This is a genomic window from Sphingobium scionense (assembly GCF_014197035.1).
GTDB classification, from domain to species: domain Bacteria; phylum Pseudomonadota; class Alphaproteobacteria; order Sphingomonadales; family Sphingomonadaceae; genus Sphingobium; species Sphingobium scionense.
In genome coordinates this window covers 98,500-117,794 of the sequence record NZ_JACIEU010000007.1, presented here as the reverse complement: position 1 = coordinate 117,794, position 19,295 = coordinate 98,500, and the positions used below count along the sequence as shown (strand labels likewise).

Below are 19,295 nucleotides of genomic sequence, written 5' to 3'. Positions count from 1 at the left end.
TGCGCCCCACTTTTCTCGACCCGATACCGTCTTGGGTCGAACCCGGGACGGCGTCAAGCCATCAGGCCAGCGTCAGGCGCCAGTCCCAGCGCAGTGGATCGCCGTCCATCACCTCGACCCCGCGCGCGATCAGCGCGTCGCGAATCTCGTCCGACAGGGCGAAATCCTTCTCGGCGCGAGCGGCGGTGCGGCGTTCCAGTTCGGCCTCGATCTCCTCGGGCGTGATCTGCGCATCCTTGGGCTGCACCCGCAACTCGGCGCGGGTGAGGTCCAGTAGGCGCAGGCCCAGCGCCTGGTCGAAGGCGGCGATCAGGCACAGCTTCTCGTCCACCGGCACCTTCTTCATGGCGATCGCTTCCTCCAGCAGCGGCAGCGCGCGCGGCGTCATCAGGTCGTCGGCGATCGCGGCGTCGAACTGTTCCAGCAGCGGCACCAGCTTGGGGTGGAGATTGGCGCGCAGATAATCGAGCGTCACCGACTGCCAGGTGATCCCCTCGGCCCGGCTTTTCAGCCCCTCGACGCCCATGACCAGCCGCTTGAGGCGGGTCAGCGCGGCGGCCAGATTGTCGGCGCTGAACTCCAGCTCGCTGCGATAATGGGCGCCCAGGCACAGCAGGCGATAGGCGATCGGATGCACGCCGGCATCGACCAGGCTGAACAGGGTGGTGAAGCCGCCCTTCGATTTCGACATCTTCCCCTGCCGGTCGACCAGGAAATTATTGTGCATCCACCAGCGCGCGCCGGTGAAGTCGGGCTGCGCATCCGTGCAGCCGCAATAGGCCTGATTCTGGGCAATCTCGTTGGGATGATGGATCTCGCGATGGTCGATGCCGCCGGTATGGATGTCGAACGGCTGGCCCAGGCGCGCCTGGCTCATGACCGAGCATTCCAGATGCCAGCCCGGCGCGCCCTTGCCCCAGGGGCTGTCCCATTCCATCTGGCGCTGCTCGCCTGGTGGCGACTTGCGCCAGATGGCGAAGTCGCTCGGGTTGCGCTTGCCCGCCACCGGGTCGATGCGGGCATGGGCGGCATCGTCGCGACCGCCGGCCAGCGCGCCATAATTGGGCACGGTCGAGCTGTCGAAATAGAGGCCGCTCTCCAGTTCGTAGCAATGGGCGTCCGCGATCTTCTGCGCAAATTCGATCATTTGCGGCACATAGTCGGTCGCGACCGTCCATTCGCTGGGCGCCATGATGTTGAGGTCGGCGATGTTGGCCTTGAACGCCTGCGTATAATGGGCCGCAATGTCCCAGATGCTCTTGGCGCTGGCGCGGGCGGCGGCCTCCATCTTGTCGTCGCCGGCGTCCGCATCCGAGGTCAGATGGCCGACATCGGTGATGTTGATGATCTGGGTGACGTCCAGCCCTTTCCACAGCAGCGTCCGGCGCAGCGTGTCGACGAACACATAGGCGCGCAGATTGCCGATATGGGCATAATTATAGACGGTCGGGCCGCAGCTATAGACGCGCGCATGGTTGGGCTCGATCGGCGCGAACGGCTCGATCGACCGGGTCAGGCTGTTGAATAGGCGCAGGGGCGCGTCGCTATGCTGGTCTTGGCTCATGGCGCCAGCCATGTCGCGAGACGGCGCGATCGTCAACGGGGCGTGCCCCTCAAAAAAATGCTTGAACTTGACCTTGGGTCAAGCGGTAGCAGGGGGCATGACCGATATATTGGATATTGCCGCCGTCGCCCGCGCCACCGGCCTCACCAGCCGGGCGCTGCGCTTCTATGAGGCGCGCGGGCTTGTCGCGCCGCTGCGCACCGCGTCGGGGCGGCGCCTGTTCGGCCCGGCCGAACTGGCGCATCTGCACCAATTGCTGGCGCTCAAGCGCGCGGGGCTGAGCCTCGCCCAGATCAAGACGCTGTTCGACGGCCGGTCGATCGACCTTGGCGCGCTGCTGCGCGCGCAGATCGCGGCGATCGACGCGCAGGCGCAGGAACGGGCGCAGGCGCGCAGCCATCTGGAAACCGCCTTGTCCCGCATCGACCGTGGCGAGCCGCTTGATGCCGCGACCCTTTGCTCGCTGATCCGCAGTGGAGAAAGCATGGCCATGCAAGAAGAATGGAAGGCGGTCAGTGGCCGCTATATCAGCGCCCGGGCCGAGGCCGACTTTGCCGAGACGATGCCCAGGACGGCGGCCGATTTCGACCAGGCGGCCTATAGCGCGCAATGGGCCGACCTCACCGCCCGGATCGAGGCGGCGCTGCCGCTCGACCCGGCGAGCGCGGCGGCGGGGGCCTTTTATGACGAATGGCAGGCGCTGCTCGCGCCTTTCACCGCCATCGCCACGCCGGCGATGATGGAAGGAGTGACGCGCATGTACGACCATATCGAAGAATGGAAGGAGGAGCGGACGCCGCCCTTCGCATCGGCCGTGTGGGACTTCATCCGCAGCGTCGGGGCGGCGCGGCAAATGTAATAAATTGTTGCTTGGGCGGTGGCGCCTTGCGCGATCGTCCCGGCGACCCGATATTGGCTGTGCGGACCGGGCCCCTCTGGCGACATGGATCTCTTCCCCCTTGATCCAAGTCGCGATGTCGGACCGCATCGGGTGCGCCCGGTGCAGGTTTTGTGGCAATTCCCCCCTCTTTTTGCCGCAGGAGACCGCACCGGGCTCACTCGAACCACATTTATGATGGAGTGAGTGAAGCCGTGAACAATCCCGTACGCATGCCGGGCTATGGTGCCAGCCAGACGGCGCAGACCGATGCTGGCCTGCGCGCGCACATGCTCGGCGTTTTCCGCAACATGGGCATCGGCCTGGTCATCACCGGCCTGGTCGCCGCCCTGGTCGGCAACACCCCGGTGCTGGCCGCTGCCATCTTCGGCACGCCGCTGAAGTGGGTCGCGATCTTCGCGCCGCTGGCCTTTGTCTTCTTCTTCAGCTTCCGCATCGACAAGATGACGACGGCTGGCGCGCGCACTGCCTTCTACGCCTTTGCGGCGGTCATGGGCGTGTCGCTGGGCAGCGTCTTCCTGGTCTTCACCGGCGGCAGCATCGCCCAGGCCTTCTTCTCGGCGGCGGTGATGTTCCTCGCCATGGCGCTCTGGGGCTATACCACCCAGCGTGACCTGACCAAGATGGGCAGCTTCCTGATGATGGGCCTGATCGGTATCGTCGTCGCCAGCCTGATCAACATCTTCCTCGGCTCGTCGGCCATGGCGATGGTGATCTCGATCATCGGCGTGGTGGTCTTCACCGGCCTCACCGCCTGGGACGTGCAGCGCATCAAGTCGGAATATTTCTATTATGCCGGCCATGAGGTGGCGCAGAAGATGCAGGTGATGGGCGCGCTGTCGCTCTACCTCAACTTCGTCAACCTGTTCCAGATGCTGCTGAGCCTGACCGGCGAGCGCGAATAAGCATGCGGGATCAGGCCACCGTGTCGGCCATGCTCTGCCCGGTTTGCCATGTGGGGCTCCACATGAGCGACCGGCAGGGGGTGGAGATCGACTATTGCCCGCAATGTCGCGGCGTCTGGCTGGACCGGGGCGAACTCGACAAGATCATCGAGCGTTCCGCCCAGCCGACCCCGGCCCCCGCCACGCCCCAGATGAGCTACCGCCCGGACCGCGAATATCGCGACGACGGGCGGGGCTATCCGAAGAAGCGCAGGAAGAGCTTTCTGGAAGAGCTGTTCGATTGAGAAAAAGGCTGGTCCAGATGGGGCCGGCCTTTTTCAATTGTGGCTTGTATGGATAGTGATCGAATCTGCGAGTTCGAGCGCGACAAATTGGCGGAAATCATCCGCGACAAAGCAATCCGGCGATCCACCAATAAGCGCGATCTTGCCCCGGTTTTCTCCTTCGGAGCAGCAAATCGACCATGCGTAACACCAGATCAAAAAATCCGAGAATATCAGATATTTGTCTGATTCTTCCTCTATCAGAGGATTGATATCGCCCGGCGATGTCGGGCATTCGTCCGGGATATTCTTGATGTTCTTGATCGACCACCATGTGACCCCGATATCATCCATGAAGTCTTCATTCGGCGCGACATCGCCAAGATAGTCACGGAAATCCTCGGGTATGCGGATGCCATACCGCTCTTCAAGCGCCTCTATTTGGCTCCAGGCGTCCGATGGCGGCGGCTCATAAAACTCGCCGCCGGCCCACGCGGTGCGAAGCCATTGCTTTGGCGTGGCGCCATCTTGCAGATAAGAAGCGGCACGTGCTTGCGCTGCCGCTTCTTCTGCCTCTGCGTTGCGCGGCAGCCGTAATTTGGATTTGAGCCAGCGCCACATGGCATCAACCTTTAGTGCGCCGCGCCCCAGCTTGGGCCGGTGCCGATTTCCACGCCCAGCGGCACGGACAGGCTGATCATCGGTGCGGCGGCGCTTTCCATGACCTGGCGGATCACCTTGCTGGCGGCCTCGACATCGGCTTCGGGCAGTTCGAACACCAGTTCGTCATGCACCTGCAGCAGCATGCGCACGCGGGGCAGGCCGGCAGCTTCGAGCGCCGGGCCCATGCGCGCCATTGCCCGCTTGATGATGTCGGCGCTGGTGCCCTGGATCGGCGCGTTGATCGCGGCGCGTTCGGCGCCCTGCCGTTCGTGCTGGACCGGTGCCTTGATGCGCGGGAACCAGGTCTTGCGGCCGAACAGGGTTTCGGTGAAGCCGTTGGCGCGCGCCTTTTCCAGCGTCTCGTTGATATAGACGCTGATGCCGGGGAAGCGCTCATAATAGCGGCTGATCATGTCCTGCGCCTCGTCGGCGCTGATTTCCAGCCGACCGGCCAGGCCCCAGCGCGAAATGCCGTAGAGGATCGCGAAATTGATCGTCTTGGCGCGGCCGCGCGTGTCGCGATTGACCTCACCGAACAATTCCATGGCCGTGCGGTTATGAATATCCTCGCCCTGTTCGAACGCATCCTTGAGCGCAGGGACATCGGCCATGTGCGCGGCCAGGCGCAGTTCGATCTGGCTATAGTCCGCCGCCAGGATGACATTGCCCGGCTCGGCGACGAAAGCGTGGCGGATCTGCCGGCCGATCTCAGTGCGGATCGGGATATTCTGCAGATTGGGATCGGTCGAGGACAGGCGGCCGGTCTGGGCGCCGGTCAGCGAGTAACTGGTATGGACCCGGCCGGTGTCGCGGTTGATCTGCTGCTGCAGCGCGTCGGTATAGGTCGACTTGAGCTTGGAAAGCTGGCGCCACTCCAGCACCAGCCCGCAAATGGCCGATCCTTCGGCCTTGAGCTTTTCCAGCACGGTGACGTCGGTGGAGTAGGTGCCGCTCTTGCCCTTCTTGCCGCCCTTGAGGCCCATTTCGTCGAACAGCACGACGCCCAGCTGCTGGGGCGATCCGATGGTGAAGGGGTGGCCGGCGAGTTCGTGGATTTCGGCTTCCAGACCGGCGATCGACTGGGAGAAGCTGCCCGAGAGGCGTGACAGGGCTTCGCGGTCGACCTTGATGCCCTGCCGTTCCATGCCGGCCACCACCGGGATCAGCGGCCGATCGACCAACTGGTAGACCCGCGTCGCGCCTTCAGCCGGCAGGCGGCCCGACAGCTTGTGCCACAGGCGCCAGGTAACCTCGGCATCCTCGGCGGCGTAGGCGGTGGCCTTGTCGAGCGGCACATGGGCGAAGCTGATCGCCTTCTTGCCGGTGCCGGTCACGTCCTTGAAGCTGATGCAGGTGTGGTTGAGGTGGACGCTCGCCGCCTCGTCCATGCCATGGCCGCCCAGCGACTTGCCGGCGTCGAGGTCGAAGCTCATCACCATCGAATCGTCGATCGGCGTCACCTCCAGCCCGACGCGGGCGAGGACGTTGAGGTCATATTTGATATTATGACCGACCTTGAGCACCGCATCGTCGGCGAGCAGGGGCTTGAGCAACCGGATGGCGTCGTCGAGCGCGATCTGCTGCGGCACTTCGCCGAACATGTCGTCGGCGGAGCGATGGGCGAGCGGGATGTAGCAGGCGCGGCCCGGCCCAGTGGACAGGCTGATGCCGACCAGGCCGGATTCCATCGAATCAAGCGCGTCGGTCTCGGTATCGACCGCGACCACGCCGAGCGCGCGGGCTTCGTCGATCCAGACTTGCAGCGCCTCGACCGTAGTGACGGTTTCATACAGGGCGCAGTCGATCGGAGGATGCTCGACCTCGACCACCGGGGGCGCTGGTGGCGCGTCGGCGCTGGCCGCTGCGACGGCACTGGCGACAGCGACGGCAGCGGCCGGCGCGCCGAGACGGTTGAGCAGGGTCTTGAAGCCATGATGCGACAGGAATGCCTGCAACGGTTCCTTGGGAATGCCCTTCAAGGTCAGATCGTCCAGCGGCTCGGGCAGGTCCATGCTGTCATGCAGCGCGACCAGCCGGCGCGACAGGCGCGCCATGTCGGCATGGGCGATGAGGTTTTCCTGCATCTTCGACTTCTTCATCGAAGGGGCTGCGTCCAGCGCCGCTTCCAGCGTGCCATATTCGGTGATCAGCTTGGCCGCGGTCTTGGGGCCGATGCCCGGCACGCCCGGCACATTGTCGACGCTGTCGCCCATCAGCGCCAGCACGTCGCCCAGCTGCTCGGGCAGCACGCCGAACTTGCCCATGACATAGTCGGCGCCGCGCCGCTCATTCTTCATCGTGTCGTACATGTCGACGCCGGGCTGGATCAGCTGCATCAGATCCTTGTCGGAACTGACGATGGTGACATGCCAGCCGGCGCGCACGGCGGCCTGGGTATAGCTGGCGATGATGTCGTCTGCCTCGAACCCGGCTTCCTCGATGCAGGGGAGGGAGAAGGCGCGGGTGGCGTCGCGGATCATCGGGAACTGGGGGACCAGATCCTCGGGCGCGGGCGGCCGGTTCGCCTTATACTGATCATACATGTCGTTGCGGAAGGTGTGGCTGCCCTTGTCCAGCACGACGGCCAGATGGGTCGGCCCTTCGGCCTTGCCCAACTCCTCGGCCAGCTTCCACAGCATGGTGGTATAGCCATAGACCGCGCCGACCGGCTGGCCATGCTGGTTGGTGAGCGGCGGAAGCTGGTGATAGGCGCGGAAGATATAGCCGCTGCCGTCGACCAGATAGAGATGATTCTGCTGAGACATGGGGCAGGGGATAGCGGGGATTGGCCCGCCGCTCCAGTGCCCGCCGCCGCTTATACCCTGCCGCTCTCGCCGCTGGTCGGGGCGGTCGCGTCGTCGGCGTGCCGACCGCTCAGCAGATGGCCGACCAGCAGCACCGGCATCAGCACGGCCATGCCGATGAAGATCGCCATCAGCCGCTCTACGCCCGGTTCCAGCACCAGCTGGTCGTAACGGTCGGGCACCAGCATCACCAGCACCGCCAGGGTGAACTGGGTGCCGACATAACGATGGGTCGGATCACCATTTTCCAGATGCCGGCCCAGCATCACGCCGATCGCGGTGGCGCCAAGCAGCAGCGCCATATTGTCGGCACCCGCGACCAGGAAGAAGGCGGCGAACAAGGCGCCGCCGATGCAGCCGATCATCCGTTGCAGGATGCGCTGGCTGACCGGGGCGAGGCCGCTCGACCCGATGCCGGTGACCGGCAGCAGCATCACCGCCATGATCATGATCGCGCCCTGCGCCAGCGCGGGCACCGGGATCCAGGCATTGAGCGCCACCAGCAGCGCCAGCGCCACGCCGGCTTGCAGCGCGTGGCGCAGCGAATCCCCGTGCCAGCCCGCACCGGTCGCGGCGGGCGTGCGCTTGGCCGGCCAGCGGCGGCGCAGGGTCAGGGTGGAGGCCAGGCTGACGATCAGGCTGGCGGCGATGCCGGCCAGCGTTTCGAGCACGCGGGTCTGGACGAATTCGGGCAGGGCGATCGCGGGATGCTCGATCTTGTCGAGCACGACCATCGCATAGGTCAGGCCGAAGAAGAGCCAGGCATAGGAGCGGCGCGAGGTGATCGCGGCATAGAGGCTGATCGTCCCCATCAGCGCCAGCGCCGCGGCGGCGGCGGGCCAGTAGTCGACAATGAAGGGCGCGCTGCCCAGCGCGATCAGGCCGCCGGCGACCGTGCCGACAATCCGCAGCACGCCGCGCGCCAGCGTCTCGGCGGCATGGCCGCGCATCACCATATAGCCGGCAAAGGCGGCCCAGGAGACATGGGTGGCGCCGAGCAGATGGGCGAGCAGGATCGCGCCCAGCACCGACAGCGCACATTCCAGTTCATCGATGGTGCGCGGCGTCACGCGGTCGAGCAGCGAGGAAAAGGGGCGCGGCATAGAAACTTAGTGCCGCAGTGGGACGGCAAAGGCCAGCGGGGGATATTTGCTGCTTCCTATCCGTTTTGTTGCGCTGGAAACAGATTGGGAAGGGGACGGCATGTGATGCGGGCATGGGGCGCGGTGATGCTGCTGGCGATGGCGACGCAAGGCGGCGTGGCGCGGGCGCAGGACGAACGGGAATTCTGCGCCGACCGACCGGGGCTGGATACACCGCCCTGCACCATGGCGCCGGGCAAGGTTCAGGCCGAACTGGGGCTGGGCGACTGGACGCGCGAGCAGGATGCGGAGAGCCGTATCGATACTGTGAACTTCGGCGACGCGCTGCTGCGCATCGGTCTGACCGACAGCATGGAAGCGCAACTGGGCTGGAGCGCCTTTGGTCATGTGCGCACGCGCGATCGGGTGACCGGCGCGGTCGAGAAGGACAGCGGCATTGGCGACATGCGCGTCGCGCTGCGGCAGAATCTGCGCAATCCGGACGGTTCGGGCTTCTCGATCGCGGTCATGCCCTATGCCAGCCTGCCGACCGGCGGCGATGCGATCGGCGGGGGCGACTGGGGCGCCGGGCTGCTGGTGCCGATCAGCTATGATCTGGGGCAGGGTTTCAGCCTGCTGGCGACCCCGGAAGTGGATGCGGCGGTCGATGAGGACGGCGATGGCCGGCATCTGGCCTATGGCAGCGTCGCCGGCTTGGGCTTCGACATCAGCGATAGCCTGTCCGGATCGATCGAGGCATCATTGATGCGCGATGATGATCCCGACGGTCATGCCACGCAGGCGCTGGCTGGCCTGTCGCTGGGCTGGCAGGCGGGCGACGACATGCAGTTCGATGCCGGCGCCAATCTGGGCCTCAATCATGACAGCCCCGACGCCGAACTCTATGTCGGCGTGGTCAGGCGGTTCTGACTCTCAGCGCTTCTCGTGATTGGCGACCACGGCCTTGGCGACCGCCTGCATCAACTGCCAGCGCTCCGGGATCGATACCGTCGTGCTGCCGATCATCACCGCGACCGCATAGCTGGTGCCGTCCGGCGCGGTCATGATGCCGACATCGTTGAAGCCGGTCGATCGTGGCGGCAGATCCTGTCCGGTGCCTGTCTTGTGCAGATAGGACCAACTGTGCGGCACGCCGCCCTTGATCCGCTGCGGTCCGGTCTTGGCTTCTTCCATGATCCCCATCAGCAGGCGAGCCGAGGCCGAGGACAGCATGTCGCCCTCCTTCAGCTTGGCCAGCGCCTCGACGATCGAAGCCGGGGCGGCGCCATCGGGCGGGCTGGCGAGATAATTGTCGAGCGCCTTCTGTCGCACCGACATCGGCAATTGTGCACGGGCGGCATAGAAATTGCGGCCGATCGAATAATCCTGCCGCCAGTCGAGGCCGGCCGTGGTGGATTGCAGCAGCCGTTCGCCGGGGCCGAAGCGGATATTGGCAATATGGCGCCGCGCCAGATAGCCGCGCACTGCGTCCGGCCCGCCGACCGCGCGCAGCAGCGTGTCGTTGGCGGTATTGTCGCTCTGCGTCATCGCGCGGCGCATCAGGTCGGAATAGGTGGTGGTCCAGCCAGTCGCGCCGACCATCGCGGCGCTCGGCTGGTGGAACAGGGTCAGATCCTTCCGCGTGATGGTGGTCGAATCCGCCAGCCGGATCTTGCCGCGATCGACCGCGTCAAGGAAGGTCATCGACACCCACAGCTTCGACACGCTCTGCTGCGGGAACAGCGCATTGCCATTATAGGCGACGGTCCAGTCCGAATTGACCCGGCGCACCGCGATGCCGACCTTGCCCCGGAAGCTCTGGCCCAGATTCTGGATCACGCTGACAAGCGCGGGCGAGGGCTGCTCGCGCTGGTCGATATCCTTGTAGGGGGCGGGGGGATTGGCGACCTGCTTGATCGGCCAGGTGTTGGTCGTGGGCTGCACTGTCTGGCGCGGCGGATTATTCGGTCGCGCGCTGCTGGCCTGGGCACCCGGCTGGGGTGGCGCGCCGACACAGGCGGACAAGGCAACCACCGCAAGCACAAGGCGCGACGAGAGGCGCCTGCTATCATTCGAACTCATCACTAACCCCGCACTTCAAGCCGTTACAAGGCGCGGCGACCCGCATTGTAGGCAAGGACGATGCGACGAATGATTCCACAATTGCGATGTAAGGAGTCTGAACGGCGGAACGGCGCTCAGTTGCGGTTCAGCGGCGGGACGGCAATAGGGAGCGGATGACGGATGGACTGATGGATCGACGCGGCCTGCTCTGCGGCGCGGGCGCACTGGCGGCAGGCTGGGCTATGCCGGCACTGGCGGTGGATTTTGCTTCGCGCCGGATCACGGTGACGGTGCGCGGCAGCGGCCGGGATGTGCTGCTGATCCCCGGCCTTGCCAGTGGTCCGGGCATCTGGAACGGCGTGACGGGTCAGATGCCGGGCTATCGCTGGCATCTGGTGCAGGTGCGCGGTTTTGCGGGGCTTGCCGCCGACGCCAATGGCAGTGGGCCGGTGGTGCAGCCGGTGGCGGACGAGATTGCCCGTTATATTGCCGCAGCCGGCTTGCGGCGGCCGGCGGTGGTCGGGCACAGCATGGGCGGCACATTGGCGATGATGCAGGGGCTCAAGGGCCTCGCCAGCCGGGTGATGGTGGTCGACATGCTGCCCGCCGGCGCCGCGATGGTCGGCGGCACCGCCAATGGCATGGGCTATCTGGCCGACCAGCTGAGCCAATATTTCACCGGTACGGCGGCCGGGCGCCGTTACCTGGCCCAGATCGTCGCGCAGGCGCCGGGGGCGGAGGGCAGCAATCCGGAGGTAATCGCTACCGCGCTGCGTGATTTGGCCAATACCGACCTCGGGCCGCAACTCGGCCGGATCGGGGTGCCGATGTCGGTCGTCTATGCCGTCGGCGCGGACCAGGCCCAATCGGTCGAGATCACCCGGCGCTTCCGGGCCGCCTATGCGGCCAAGAAGGACGCGAAACTGCTGCCGATCGGGCCGAGTGGTCATGTCGTGATGGCGGATCAGCCGACCCGGTTCAACGCGGCGCTTGGCAATTTCCTCAAGGGCGTTTGACTTCGATCAAAGCGCCGGTCTGCATCGGCGCTAATTTGGTCGGCGAGACGACGCCCCTGGCGTTTGCTCCTCCTCCCTTCAAAGGCGCGGCTGCCCGGCCGCGCCTCTTTTTTTGGTCAGGGCGCCAGCACCGTGTCGACGGCTTGCGCCAGCGTCTCGGGATAGTCGAGCGTGTAGTGCAGGCCCCGGCTTTCCTTGCGATGGAGCGCCGAGCGGACCACCAGCCGCGCGACTTCGAGCAGGTTGCGCAGTTCGATCAGGTCCGGCGTCACGCGGAAATTGCCGTAATATTCATCGACTTCCTTCGATAGCAGGTCGATGCGATGCTGGGCGCGCTCCAGTCGCTTGGTGGTGCGGACGATGCCGACATAGTCCCACATGAAGCGGCGGATTTCCTTCCAGTTATGCTGGACGATGACCTCTTCGTCGCCATTGGTGACGCGGCTTTCGTCCCATGGCCGGATCGGCGGCGGCGCGGGCAGTTCGTCCCAATGGGCGCGGATATGCTTGGCCGCCGCCTCGCCGAAGACGAAACATTCGAGCAGCGAGTTGGAGGCGAGGCGATTGGCGCCGTGCAGGCCGCTTTCGGTCACTTCGCCGGCGGCATAGAGGCCGGGCAGGTCGGTGCGGCCGTCCAGGTCGATGATGACGCCGCCGCATGTATAATGCTGCGCCGGGACGACCGGGATCGGCTCCTTGGTGATGTCGATGTCGAGATCGAGCAGCCGGGCATAGATGGTCGGGAAATGCTGTTTCACGAATTCAGGCGGTTTGTGGCTGATGTCGAGATGGACATAGTCGAGGCCGAGCCGCTTGATCTCATGATCGATGGCGCGGGCGACCACGTCGCGCGGCGCCAGTTCGGCGCGGGCGTCGAATCGGGGCATGAAGCGCTCGCCACCGCCGGGCACGCCGGGGGGGAGCTTGAGATGGCCGCCTTCGCCGCGCACCGCCTCGGTAATCAGGAAATTCTTGACCTCCAGATTATAGAGGCAGGTCGGGTGGAACTGGTTCATCTCCATGTTCGACACGCGGCAGCCCGCGCGCCAGGCCATGGCGATGCCGTCGCCGGTCGCGCCACGCGGCGCGGTGGAGAAGAGATAGGTGCGGCCCGCGCCGCCGGTGCAGAGGATGGTCGCGCGGCCGAGGATCGTGTCGACATGGCCGGTCTGCTTGTTGAAGGCATAGACGCCCCAGACATGGCCATCGCCCGAATAACGCTCGCCATGGCGCGAGGTGATGAGGTCGACCGCAACCATATCCTCCATCAGGGTGATGTTGGGATTGGCGCGCGCGGCCTTGAGCAGCGCGACCTGCACGGCGTGGCCGGTGGCGTCGTCGACATGGACGATGCGGCGATGGCTGTGCCCGCCCTCGCGCGTCAGGTGCCAGCGTTCGCCGAACTCGTCGCCATCCCCCTCTTCATTGGGATTGAAGGGCACGCCCAGTTCCGCCAGCCGCTCGATCGCCGCGGGGGCTTCGGACACGACGAATTCGACCGTGTCCTGATCGTTGAGGCCGGCGCCCGCGACCATCGTGTCATGGACATGTGCCGCGAAACTGTCACCCGCGTCGAGTACCGCGGCGATGCCGCCCTGCGCCCAGTTGGTCGATCCGCCATCCAGCGCCCCCTTGGCCAGCACCACCACCTTGCGGTCCTGCGCGAGGTTGATGGCGGCTGTCAGCCCGGCCGCGCCGGAACCGATGATGACGACGTCATGGGTGATGGTGGGCATGGAAATAGCTTACTCCCCTCCCGCTTGCGGGAGGGGCCGGGGGTGGGCCTTCGCAAGGGTGGTCTTGATGTGCGTTACGACGCCTTCGAGATTTCCCATCACATCGGCATTGGAAAATCGCAAGATTTGATAGCCATGTGCGCCGCAATATTCTGTACGCTGGGCGTCATGGGCAGGGCGGAAATCGTGGCTTTCCCCATCCAGCTCGATGATGAGCTTGAATTCTCTGCACAGGAAATCGGCGAAATAGGGGCCGACCGGCATCTGGCGGCTGAACTTGTAGCCGAGTTTCTTGCCGCGAAGCTGCTGCCATAAGAGGCGCTCGGGTGCTGGCGCGGTATTGCGTAGCGCCTTTGCGCGAACGGTGTTGCGCGGTTTGAACGGTTGCGCTGGCCCACCCCCCGATCTGGGTAAACAGCGCCCCGCGCTGTTTAGGGCAATCCGGGGGATTGCCCGACCCCGATCGCCCCTCCCGCCAGCGGGAGGGGGAACAGGAATGGTCCCATCCGTCACTCGGCAGCCGCCGTCAGGTTGAGGAAGACATCCTCCAGATCGGGGTCGCGGGTTACCACGTCGACGATGGCGAGGCCGCCGGCCTGCACTGCGCTCAGCACCTGGCCGGCATTGGCGCGGTTCTTCATATAGGTGATGGTAAGGGTGCGCTCGTCGGTCAGTTCGACCTTCTCGAAGCTGGGGTCGCTCGGCGGGGTGGCGATGTCGCGGTCGACCGTCACCTGCACCACCTTTTCCTGCGCCATAGCGATCAGCTCGCGGGTCGGCTTGTCGGTGATGACCCGGCCATGGTTGATGATGCCGATGCGGTCGCACAGCTCCTCGGCCTCTTCGAGATAATGGGTGGTGAGGACGATCGTCACCCCCATGGCATTGAGTTCCTTCACATAGGCCCAGAGCTGCTGGCGCAGTTGCACGTCGACGCCGGCGGTGGGTTCGTCCAGCACCAGGATCGGCGGCGAATGGACCATCGCCTTGGCCACCAGCAGCCGGCGCTTCATGCCGCCCGACAGGGTGCGGGCATAGGCATTGGCCTTGTCCTCCAGATGGACCGCGCGCAGCAGCTCCATCGAGCGGCGCCTGTCCTTGGGCACGCCATAATAGCCGGCCTGGTTCTCCAGCGTCTCGAACGGCGTGAAGAAGGGATCGAAGACGATCTCCTGCGGCACGATGCCGATGCTGTTCTTGGCATTGCGGGGATTGGCGTCGATGTCGAAGCCCCAGATGCTGGCCGAACCGCTGGTCTTGTTGACGAGGCCGGCGAGGATGTTGATCGTGGTCGACTTGCCGGCGCCATTGGGGCCGAGCAGGCCATAGATTTGGCCGCGCGGGATGGTGAGGTTGATCCCGTCGAGCGCGCGCTTGCCGCCCTTATAGACCTTGGTCAGGTCGCGGATCTCGATGGCGGCTTGCGCAGGCTGGTCGGTCATGGCTGATCTCTATGGGGATCGAAGCGGGGGAAGGGAAGGGGCTGAAACGACGCGACAGTTGAAAGTTCACACCGTTCTGCGTCGCGATTTCCGGGCGATTTCGGCGGAAACGCGCCTGTGACGCAGCGGTGACGCGACACGGAAGCGACACGGAAGCGACAATGGGGGCACGCCGAAGCGACAGCCAGGCGACAGCGAAACGACAGTGAGGCGACATTTATCGGCCGATCGGCCCCCTGCGCGGACGGATCGGCGCGAGCGGATCGGTTAGGCGGGCGGCGTGGAGCGCCAGTGCGCTGGCCCAGCTGCGATCGAAGCCGGTGCCGGCCAGCCGATCGCGCAGCCGGTGGGCGCTGGAGCGGGACATGCCCACCATCTGCGCGGCATGGCTGATATTGCCGGTTTCGAGCAGCGCGGCGAGAAAGCGGCGCTGACGATCGGGTGTCCATTGGCGGCGACGTGGCCGGGTTGCGGGGACGGGCGGATTGGGGAGGGGCTGGTCCATCCGACAGGATAGATCAGGAAAAGCGCGTGTAGGAAAGACGGGAGGATGAGGGGCTGGAGGCGATTGTTTTCGCTATATAATGGTAAATAATTTGAGCTACGAAGCGGACATTTCGGAATTTATTGCTGATAACAAATTCGCAATTGCCGTTCTTCTGACACGCAAAATCCAAGCAGAATTAGTCTCAAATATGTGGCTGTTAGCATTTAATCTTCTAGCCTGTACGTCGATATTTTCATCAAAAATTGATAAAACCTCTAGCAGTGTCCGACGTCGCTCCTCAACTTTCAGGCGAGCAATGGTTCGAGCGATTTCACCATCATTATCCCCTCGAACCGCCAAGTATGTTTTCAACGATTCTGCGGCCTTCAAGCTCGCATCATCGATATGTGAAGGTGATTTCAGTGCTGGTAATTCAGCATCGGTTGCCGATGGGAAACGACAAACTTGGGCGTCGTTTTCGGCCGAACGGATCAATCCACAATAATAGCATAGTTCAACATTTTGGCTGCGCCGCCACATGTGCTTCATACCGACCCCCAGTCAAACTAAGAAGCATATTGGTACCATCCAGTTAATGTCCGGTGTTTGGCATTCCTATGTCCAAACCCACTATTCCGCTTCCCACCCATCTGCGCCTTCGCTGGGCTGACGGCATCGCCACCGGGCCGTGGTTGCCCTTATCCCTGTCCGCCGAGCAGCTGATATTTGAGGCCCATGGCCTGGGCGAGGTTGCGCAGCCGGCGTTCGACCGCTTCGCCGTAGAGATCGGCATCCTCGTCGCGCAGGTGGAGGTCGATGCGGTCGCCATGCCGTTCCAGATGGGAAATGGCGAGCGGGCCTTCGACGCCGCCCGACAGGCGCTGGGCCAGGCGGACGGCGAGGCCCCAGAGGGCGGCGCGGTGCAGCGCGTCGGGGCTGGCCATGCGGTCGAGGTTGGGCAGGGTGCCGACATCGCCGCCGAAATGGGTGTGCAGCGCCTGGCCCAGCATTGCGCGCTCGGCAGCGGTGATGCCGACCCAATTGCTGTGCAGGGCGATTTCGACGCCGCGTTCGGCGCGGAAATCGGGATTGGCGCGCCAGCTGACATCGGCCAGCAGGCAGGCGGCACGGCGGATGCGGCGGGCATCCTTGTCATCGTCGGGGAAGAGCGGCGCGATCCAGCGGTCGATACGGTCGCCATGGCCGCGGAAGCGGGCCTGTGCCTCGCCCTCCGCCTCGGCCGCGACCAGCAGCGGATCATGGGCGCGGATATCGTCGGGCAGATTTTCGTAGAGCAGCCCTTCGCGCAGGCCATAGGCCGACACGATCATCCGGCTGGACTTGAGCTGGCGCACGACCACCGACAGCAGCGCGGCGGCATCCGGCAAGGTCGGCACGCGCGATCCGGTCATCGCCGGGATCTGCTTCAGCCGGCCCTTGTCGACATGGGAGATGATGCGGGTAAGCTGTTCGGCACGGGCGGCGCTCATCTCATATTGATGCACCACCGGCAGCGGGAAATGGGTGAGCTGCATGTCGAAGCGGGCGAGCGAGCGCCAGGAGCCGCCGACGAGATAGAAGGGCAGGTCCGGTTCCGCCTGCCATCCGGCCTTTTCCAGCATCTTGGCGACGCAGCGATCAAGCGCGCGCGGCCCCTTGGCCCGGATTTGCGGCAGACGCAGCACGCCCAGCGGTAGCGAGATGGTCTGTTCGACCGCGCCCTTGCGCACGCGGGCCAGTTCCAGGCTGCCGCCGCCCAGGTCGCCGACAATGCCGTCGGCATCGGGAATGCCCGACAAGACGCCCATGGCGGCGCCGATCGCCTCCTGCGCGCCCGACAGCAGTTCGACGGTCAGGCCCATCGCCTTGGCACGGGTGATGAACTCGGCGCCATTGGTGGCGTCGCGCACGGCGGCCGTCGCCACGCAGCGTATGTCGGTGACGCGCATGTCGCGGCACAGATGGGCGAAGCGGCCGATGGCGCGCAGGCCGCGCTCCATCGCCTCCGGTTCGATCGCACCGGTCTTGGCGAGCGACGCGCCCAGGCCCGCCATCACCTTTTCATTGAACAGGATGAAGGGGATGCGGCGCGGCCCGTCATAGACGACCAGGCGGACGCTGTTGGAGCCGATGTCGATGATCGCCGAGCGCGCGGTAGCGGGTTCGGGCGAGGTTGCCATGGTCTCGGCCATGGCGCGCACGCGGCTGAGCATCGAGTTCATGGCGCGATCAGGCCCGGCCACGCAGGCGCAGGGTCGGCACGGCGCCATGCTCCTGCGCTGCGCCGCGCCCGGACAGCGACGGGTTGGTCATGAAATAACGGTGCAGGTTGAACGGCCGGTCGCCCGGCTCCAGCCGGGTATAATGGCCGTCGCGGTCCAGCACCCAGCTCTGTTCGGTGTCGATCAGATTGGCGACCATCACCTGGTCGAGAATCTGGTCATGGACGGTGGGATTTTCGACCGGCGCAAGGAATTCGACGCGGCGGTCGAAGTTGCGCGGCATCCAGTCGGCCGAGCTGATATAGACCTTCGCGCCATTATTGGGCAGCGCCTTGCCATTGCCGAAGACGGTGATGCGGCTATGTTCCAGAAAGCGGCCGACAACCGACTTGACCCGGATATTTTCCGACATGCCCGGAACGCCCGGACGCAGGCAGCAGATGCCGCGCACGATCAGGTCGATCTGCACCCCGGCATTGCTGGCGGCATAGAGTTTCTCGATGATCGCCGGGTCGACCAGGCTGTTCATCTTGGCCCAGATGGTGCCGGGGCGGCCGGCACGGACATGGTCGATCTCCGCGTCGATGCAGGCGCACAGCGTGTCGCGCAGGTCGCGCGGCGACATCACCAGCTTTTCCAGCCGCTGCGGTTCGACATAGCCGGTGATATAGTTGAACAGCGCCGAGGCATCGCGGCTATAGGCCGGATCGGCGGTGAAGAAGCTGAGGTCGGTATAGATGCGGGCGGTGATCGGGTGGTAATTGCCGGTGCCGAAATGGCAGTAGCTGCGGAACTGGTCGCCTTCGCGCCGGATCACCATCGACACCTTGGCATGGGTCTTCCAGTCGATGAAGCCATAGACGACCTGTACGCCCGCGCGCTCCAGCGCGTCGGCCCACATCAGATTCTGTTCCTCGTCGAAGCGGGCCTTCAACTCGACCACGGCGGTCACCGACTTGCCGGCCTCGGCCGCGTCGATCAGGGCGCGGATGATCGCCGACTGCTTGCCCGCGCGGTAGAGGGTCTGCTTGATCGCGACCACGTCCGGGTCGGACGCGGCCTGCTTCAGGAAGGAGATGACGACGTCGAACGCCTCATAGGGATGGTGGACGACGATGTCCTTCGCCCGGATCGCGGCGAAGCAGTCGCCGCCATATTCGCGGATGCGCTCGGGGAAGCGGGGGGCATAAGGTTCGAACTTGAGGTCCGGGCGGTCGGCGTCGACGATGCCGCTAAGGTCGCCGATGCCGATGAAGCCCTCCACCTCGACCACGATCGCTTCATGACCCTGGAGCATGTCCTGGAGCATTTCCTCGACCGGTTCGGGGATGCGCTCCTCTATCTCCATGCGGATCACGCGGCCGCGGCGGCGGCGCTTGATGGCGCTGCGGAAATAGCGGACCAGATCCTCCGCCTCTTCTTCGATCTCGATGTCGCTGTCGCGGATGATGCGGAACACGCCGCTGTTGCGGACGCGGTAGCCGGGGAAGAGATCGGCCGAGAAGCGGCGAATCACCGCCTCCAGCGCCATGTAGCGCATCGGTTCGCCCGGAATGCGAACGAAGCGGGCGAGTGCGGAGGGGATCATCACCAGTTCGCGGATCGGCTGCTTGTCCGACAGTCGCTCCAGGTCGAAGACGATCGAGAGGCCCTGGTTGGGGATGAAGGGAAAGGGGTGCGCCGGATCGAGCGCCTGGGGCGTCAGGATCGGGAAGACCTGGGTCAGGAAATGCTCGCGCAGCCACTGGGCGCAGCCGGCATCCATCTCGGCAGAGGGGCCGATCACCTCTATCCCGACCTGCACCAGTTCGCCATGCAGCGCCCCCCAGACCTTCTGCTGGGCACGCATCAGGCTGGCGGTGGTTTCCGTGATCGCGCCGAGCTGCTGTGCCGGGGTAAGGCCGTCGGCCGATCGCAGGTCGACATCCTGCAATTGCTGGCCCTTGAGGCCGGCGACGCGGACGGAGAAGAATTCGTCGAGATTGGCGCCCGAAATCGACAGGAAACGCAGCCGCTCCAGCAAGGGATGTGCCCGGTTCATCGCCTCCTCCAGCACCCGCTGGTTGAAGGCCAGCCAGGACAGCTCGCGATTGAAATAGCGTTCGCCGACGGGCGACAGGCTGGCGATGGGATCGGCTTCGGCCACGGA

At 64.9% G+C, this 19,295-nt stretch carries 17 protein-coding genes; 5 read left to right on the top strand and 12 right to left on the bottom strand.

The features are described from left to right. Positions 1–61 precede the first annotated feature (61 nt). Positions 62–1,564 carry a cysteine--tRNA ligase gene (gene cysS / locus GGQ90_RS09910; protein ID WP_425506109.1) on the bottom strand — a complete coding sequence of 501 codons (1,503 nt, stop codon included), beginning with the start codon at positions 1,562–1,564 and terminating at the stop codon, positions 62–64. A gap of 97 nt (positions 1,565–1,661) precedes the next feature. On the opposite strand from cysS, the gene GGQ90_RS09905 reads away from it, so the two are divergent. The 3 genes from GGQ90_RS09905 to GGQ90_RS09895 all read left to right on the top strand — a co-directional run bounded on the left by GGQ90_RS09905 (position 1,662) and on the right by GGQ90_RS09895 (position 3,651). After that, positions 1,662–2,423 carry a MerR family transcriptional regulator gene (locus GGQ90_RS09905; protein ID WP_188082005.1) on the top strand — a complete coding sequence of 254 codons (762 nt, stop codon included), beginning with the start codon at positions 1,662–1,664 and terminating at the stop codon, positions 2,421–2,423. A gap of 251 nt (positions 2,424–2,674) precedes the next feature. Then, complete coding sequence (locus GGQ90_RS09900) at positions 2,675–3,367, top strand: Bax inhibitor-1/YccA family protein (RefSeq protein WP_188082120.1); 693 nt, start codon at positions 2,675–2,677, stop codon at positions 3,365–3,367. Between the two features lie 2 nt (positions 3,368–3,369). Further along, entirely contained in the window at positions 3,370–3,651 is a 282-nt protein-coding gene (locus tag GGQ90_RS09895) for a TFIIB-type zinc ribbon-containing protein (RefSeq protein ID WP_188082004.1), read from the top strand. 33 nt (positions 3,652–3,684) lie between these two features. On the opposite strand, the gene GGQ90_RS09890 is transcribed toward GGQ90_RS09895, so the two are convergent. The 3 genes from GGQ90_RS09890 to GGQ90_RS09880 are packed head-to-tail and all read right to left on the bottom strand — an operon-like array spanning position 3,685 to position 8,200. Next, positions 3,685–4,251, bottom strand: a complete 567-nt coding sequence (locus tag GGQ90_RS09890; RefSeq protein WP_188082003.1) for an SMI1/KNR4 family protein — start codon at positions 4,249–4,251, stop codon at positions 3,685–3,687. A gap of 11 nt (positions 4,252–4,262) precedes the next feature. Further along, on the bottom strand, positions 4,263–7,058 hold the full coding sequence (gene polA / locus GGQ90_RS09885) for a DNA polymerase I (RefSeq protein ID WP_188082002.1): 2,796 nt from the start codon (positions 7,056–7,058) through the stop codon (positions 4,263–4,265). Between the two features lie 50 nt (positions 7,059–7,108). Then, positions 7,109–8,200 carry an FUSC family protein gene (locus GGQ90_RS09880; RefSeq protein ID WP_188082001.1) on the bottom strand — a complete coding sequence of 364 codons (1,092 nt, stop codon included), beginning with the start codon at positions 8,198–8,200 and terminating at the stop codon, positions 7,109–7,111. A gap of 105 nt (positions 8,201–8,305) precedes the next feature. Here GGQ90_RS09880 and GGQ90_RS09875 point away from each other — a divergent pair, with 105 nt between their 5' ends. Beyond that, complete coding sequence (locus tag GGQ90_RS09875; protein WP_188082119.1) at positions 8,306–9,109, top strand: transporter; 804 nt, start codon at positions 8,306–8,308, stop codon at positions 9,107–9,109. Positions 9,110–9,112: 3 nt separating this feature from the next. Here the strand turns inward: GGQ90_RS09875 and GGQ90_RS09870 are convergent, their stop codons facing one another. Then, positions 9,113–10,261 (bottom strand): serine hydrolase, encoded by a 1,149-nt coding sequence (locus GGQ90_RS09870; RefSeq protein WP_188082000.1) that lies wholly within the window; start codon positions 10,259–10,261, stop codon positions 9,113–9,115. Between the two features lie 155 nt (positions 10,262–10,416). Here GGQ90_RS09870 and GGQ90_RS09865 point away from each other — a divergent pair, with 155 nt between their 5' ends. Then, entirely contained in the window at positions 10,417–11,259 is an 843-nt protein-coding gene (locus tag GGQ90_RS09865; RefSeq protein WP_188081999.1) for an alpha/beta fold hydrolase, read from the top strand. 116 nt (positions 11,260–11,375) lie between these two features. Here GGQ90_RS09865 and nadB read toward each other — a convergent pair whose 3' ends face one another. From nadB to GGQ90_RS09830, 7 genes are all read right to left on the bottom strand, one after another. Beyond that, complete coding sequence (gene nadB / locus GGQ90_RS09860) at positions 11,376–12,995, bottom strand: L-aspartate oxidase (protein WP_188081998.1); 1,620 nt, start codon at positions 12,993–12,995, stop codon at positions 11,376–11,378. A 9-nt stretch (positions 12,996–13,004) separates the two neighbouring features. Continuing rightward, complete coding sequence (locus GGQ90_RS29820; protein ID WP_343053656.1) at positions 13,005–13,508, bottom strand: endonuclease domain-containing protein; 504 nt, start codon at positions 13,506–13,508, stop codon at positions 13,005–13,007. Then, positions 13,505–14,437: an ABC transporter ATP-binding protein gene (locus GGQ90_RS09850; RefSeq protein ID WP_188081997.1), complete on the bottom strand. Its 933-nt coding sequence runs from the start codon at positions 14,435–14,437 to the stop codon at positions 13,505–13,507. The genes GGQ90_RS29820 and GGQ90_RS09850 overlap by 4 nt, the downstream gene beginning before the upstream one ends. Positions 14,438–14,654: 217 nt before the next feature. After that, entirely contained in the window at positions 14,655–14,942 is a 288-nt protein-coding gene (locus GGQ90_RS09845) for a terminase small subunit (protein WP_188081996.1), read from the bottom strand. Positions 14,943–15,038: 96 nt separating this feature from the next. Next, positions 15,039–15,473 carry a hypothetical protein gene (locus GGQ90_RS09840; protein ID WP_188081995.1) on the bottom strand — a complete coding sequence of 145 codons (435 nt, stop codon included), beginning with the start codon at positions 15,471–15,473 and terminating at the stop codon, positions 15,039–15,041. Positions 15,474–15,622: 149 nt separating this feature from the next. After that, positions 15,623–17,146, bottom strand: coding sequence for a Ppx/GppA family phosphatase (locus tag GGQ90_RS09835; protein WP_188081994.1), 1,524 nt, complete (start codon positions 17,144–17,146; stop codon positions 15,623–15,625). A 7-nt stretch (positions 17,147–17,153) separates the two neighbouring features. Then, entirely contained in the window at positions 17,154–19,292 is a 2,139-nt protein-coding gene (locus tag GGQ90_RS09830) for an RNA degradosome polyphosphate kinase (RefSeq protein ID WP_188081993.1), read from the bottom strand. Positions 19,293–19,295: the final 3 nt, after the last annotated feature.

Coding starts and splice junctions, on each gene's coding strand:
- GGQ90_RS09900 (WP_188082120.1), top strand. CDS start 2,675: ATGCCGGGCTATGGTGCCAGCCAGACGGCGCAGACCGATGCTGGCCTG.
- GGQ90_RS09880 (WP_188082001.1), bottom strand. CDS start 8,200: ATGCCGCGCCCCTTTTCCTCGCTGCTCGACCGCGTGACGCCGCGCACC.
- GGQ90_RS09905 (WP_188082005.1), top strand. CDS start 1,662: ATGACCGATATATTGGATATTGCCGCCGTCGCCCGCGCCACCGGCCTC.
- polA (WP_188082002.1), bottom strand. CDS start 7,058: ATGTCTCAGCAGAATCATCTCTATCTGGTCGACGGCAGCGGCTATATC.
- cysS (WP_425506109.1), bottom strand. CDS start 1,564: ATGAGCCAAGACCAGCATAGCGACGCGCCCCTGCGCCTATTCAACAGC.
- GGQ90_RS09835 (WP_188081994.1), bottom strand. CDS start 17,146: ATGAACTCGATGCTCAGCCGCGTGCGCGCCATGGCCGAGACCATGGCA.
- GGQ90_RS09890 (WP_188082003.1), bottom strand. CDS start 4,251: ATGTGGCGCTGGCTCAAATCCAAATTACGGCTGCCGCGCAACGCAGAG.
- GGQ90_RS09875 (WP_188082119.1), top strand. CDS start 8,306: ATGCGGGCATGGGGCGCGGTGATGCTGCTGGCGATGGCGACGCAAGGC.
- GGQ90_RS09840 (WP_188081995.1), bottom strand. CDS start 15,473: ATGAAGCACATGTGGCGGCGCAGCCAAAATGTTGAACTATGCTATTAT.
- nadB (WP_188081998.1), bottom strand. CDS start 12,995: ATGCCCACCATCACCCATGACGTCGTCATCATCGGTTCCGGCGCGGCC.
- GGQ90_RS09850 (WP_188081997.1), bottom strand. CDS start 14,437: ATGACCGACCAGCCTGCGCAAGCCGCCATCGAGATCCGCGACCTGACC.
- GGQ90_RS09865 (WP_188081999.1), top strand. CDS start 10,417: ATGACGGATGGACTGATGGATCGACGCGGCCTGCTCTGCGGCGCGGGC.
- GGQ90_RS09870 (WP_188082000.1), bottom strand. CDS start 10,261: ATGAGTTCGAATGATAGCAGGCGCCTCTCGTCGCGCCTTGTGCTTGCG.
- GGQ90_RS09895 (WP_188082004.1), top strand. CDS start 3,370: ATGCGGGATCAGGCCACCGTGTCGGCCATGCTCTGCCCGGTTTGCCAT.
- GGQ90_RS09845 (WP_188081996.1), bottom strand. CDS start 14,942: ATGGACCAGCCCCTCCCCAATCCGCCCGTCCCCGCAACCCGGCCACGT.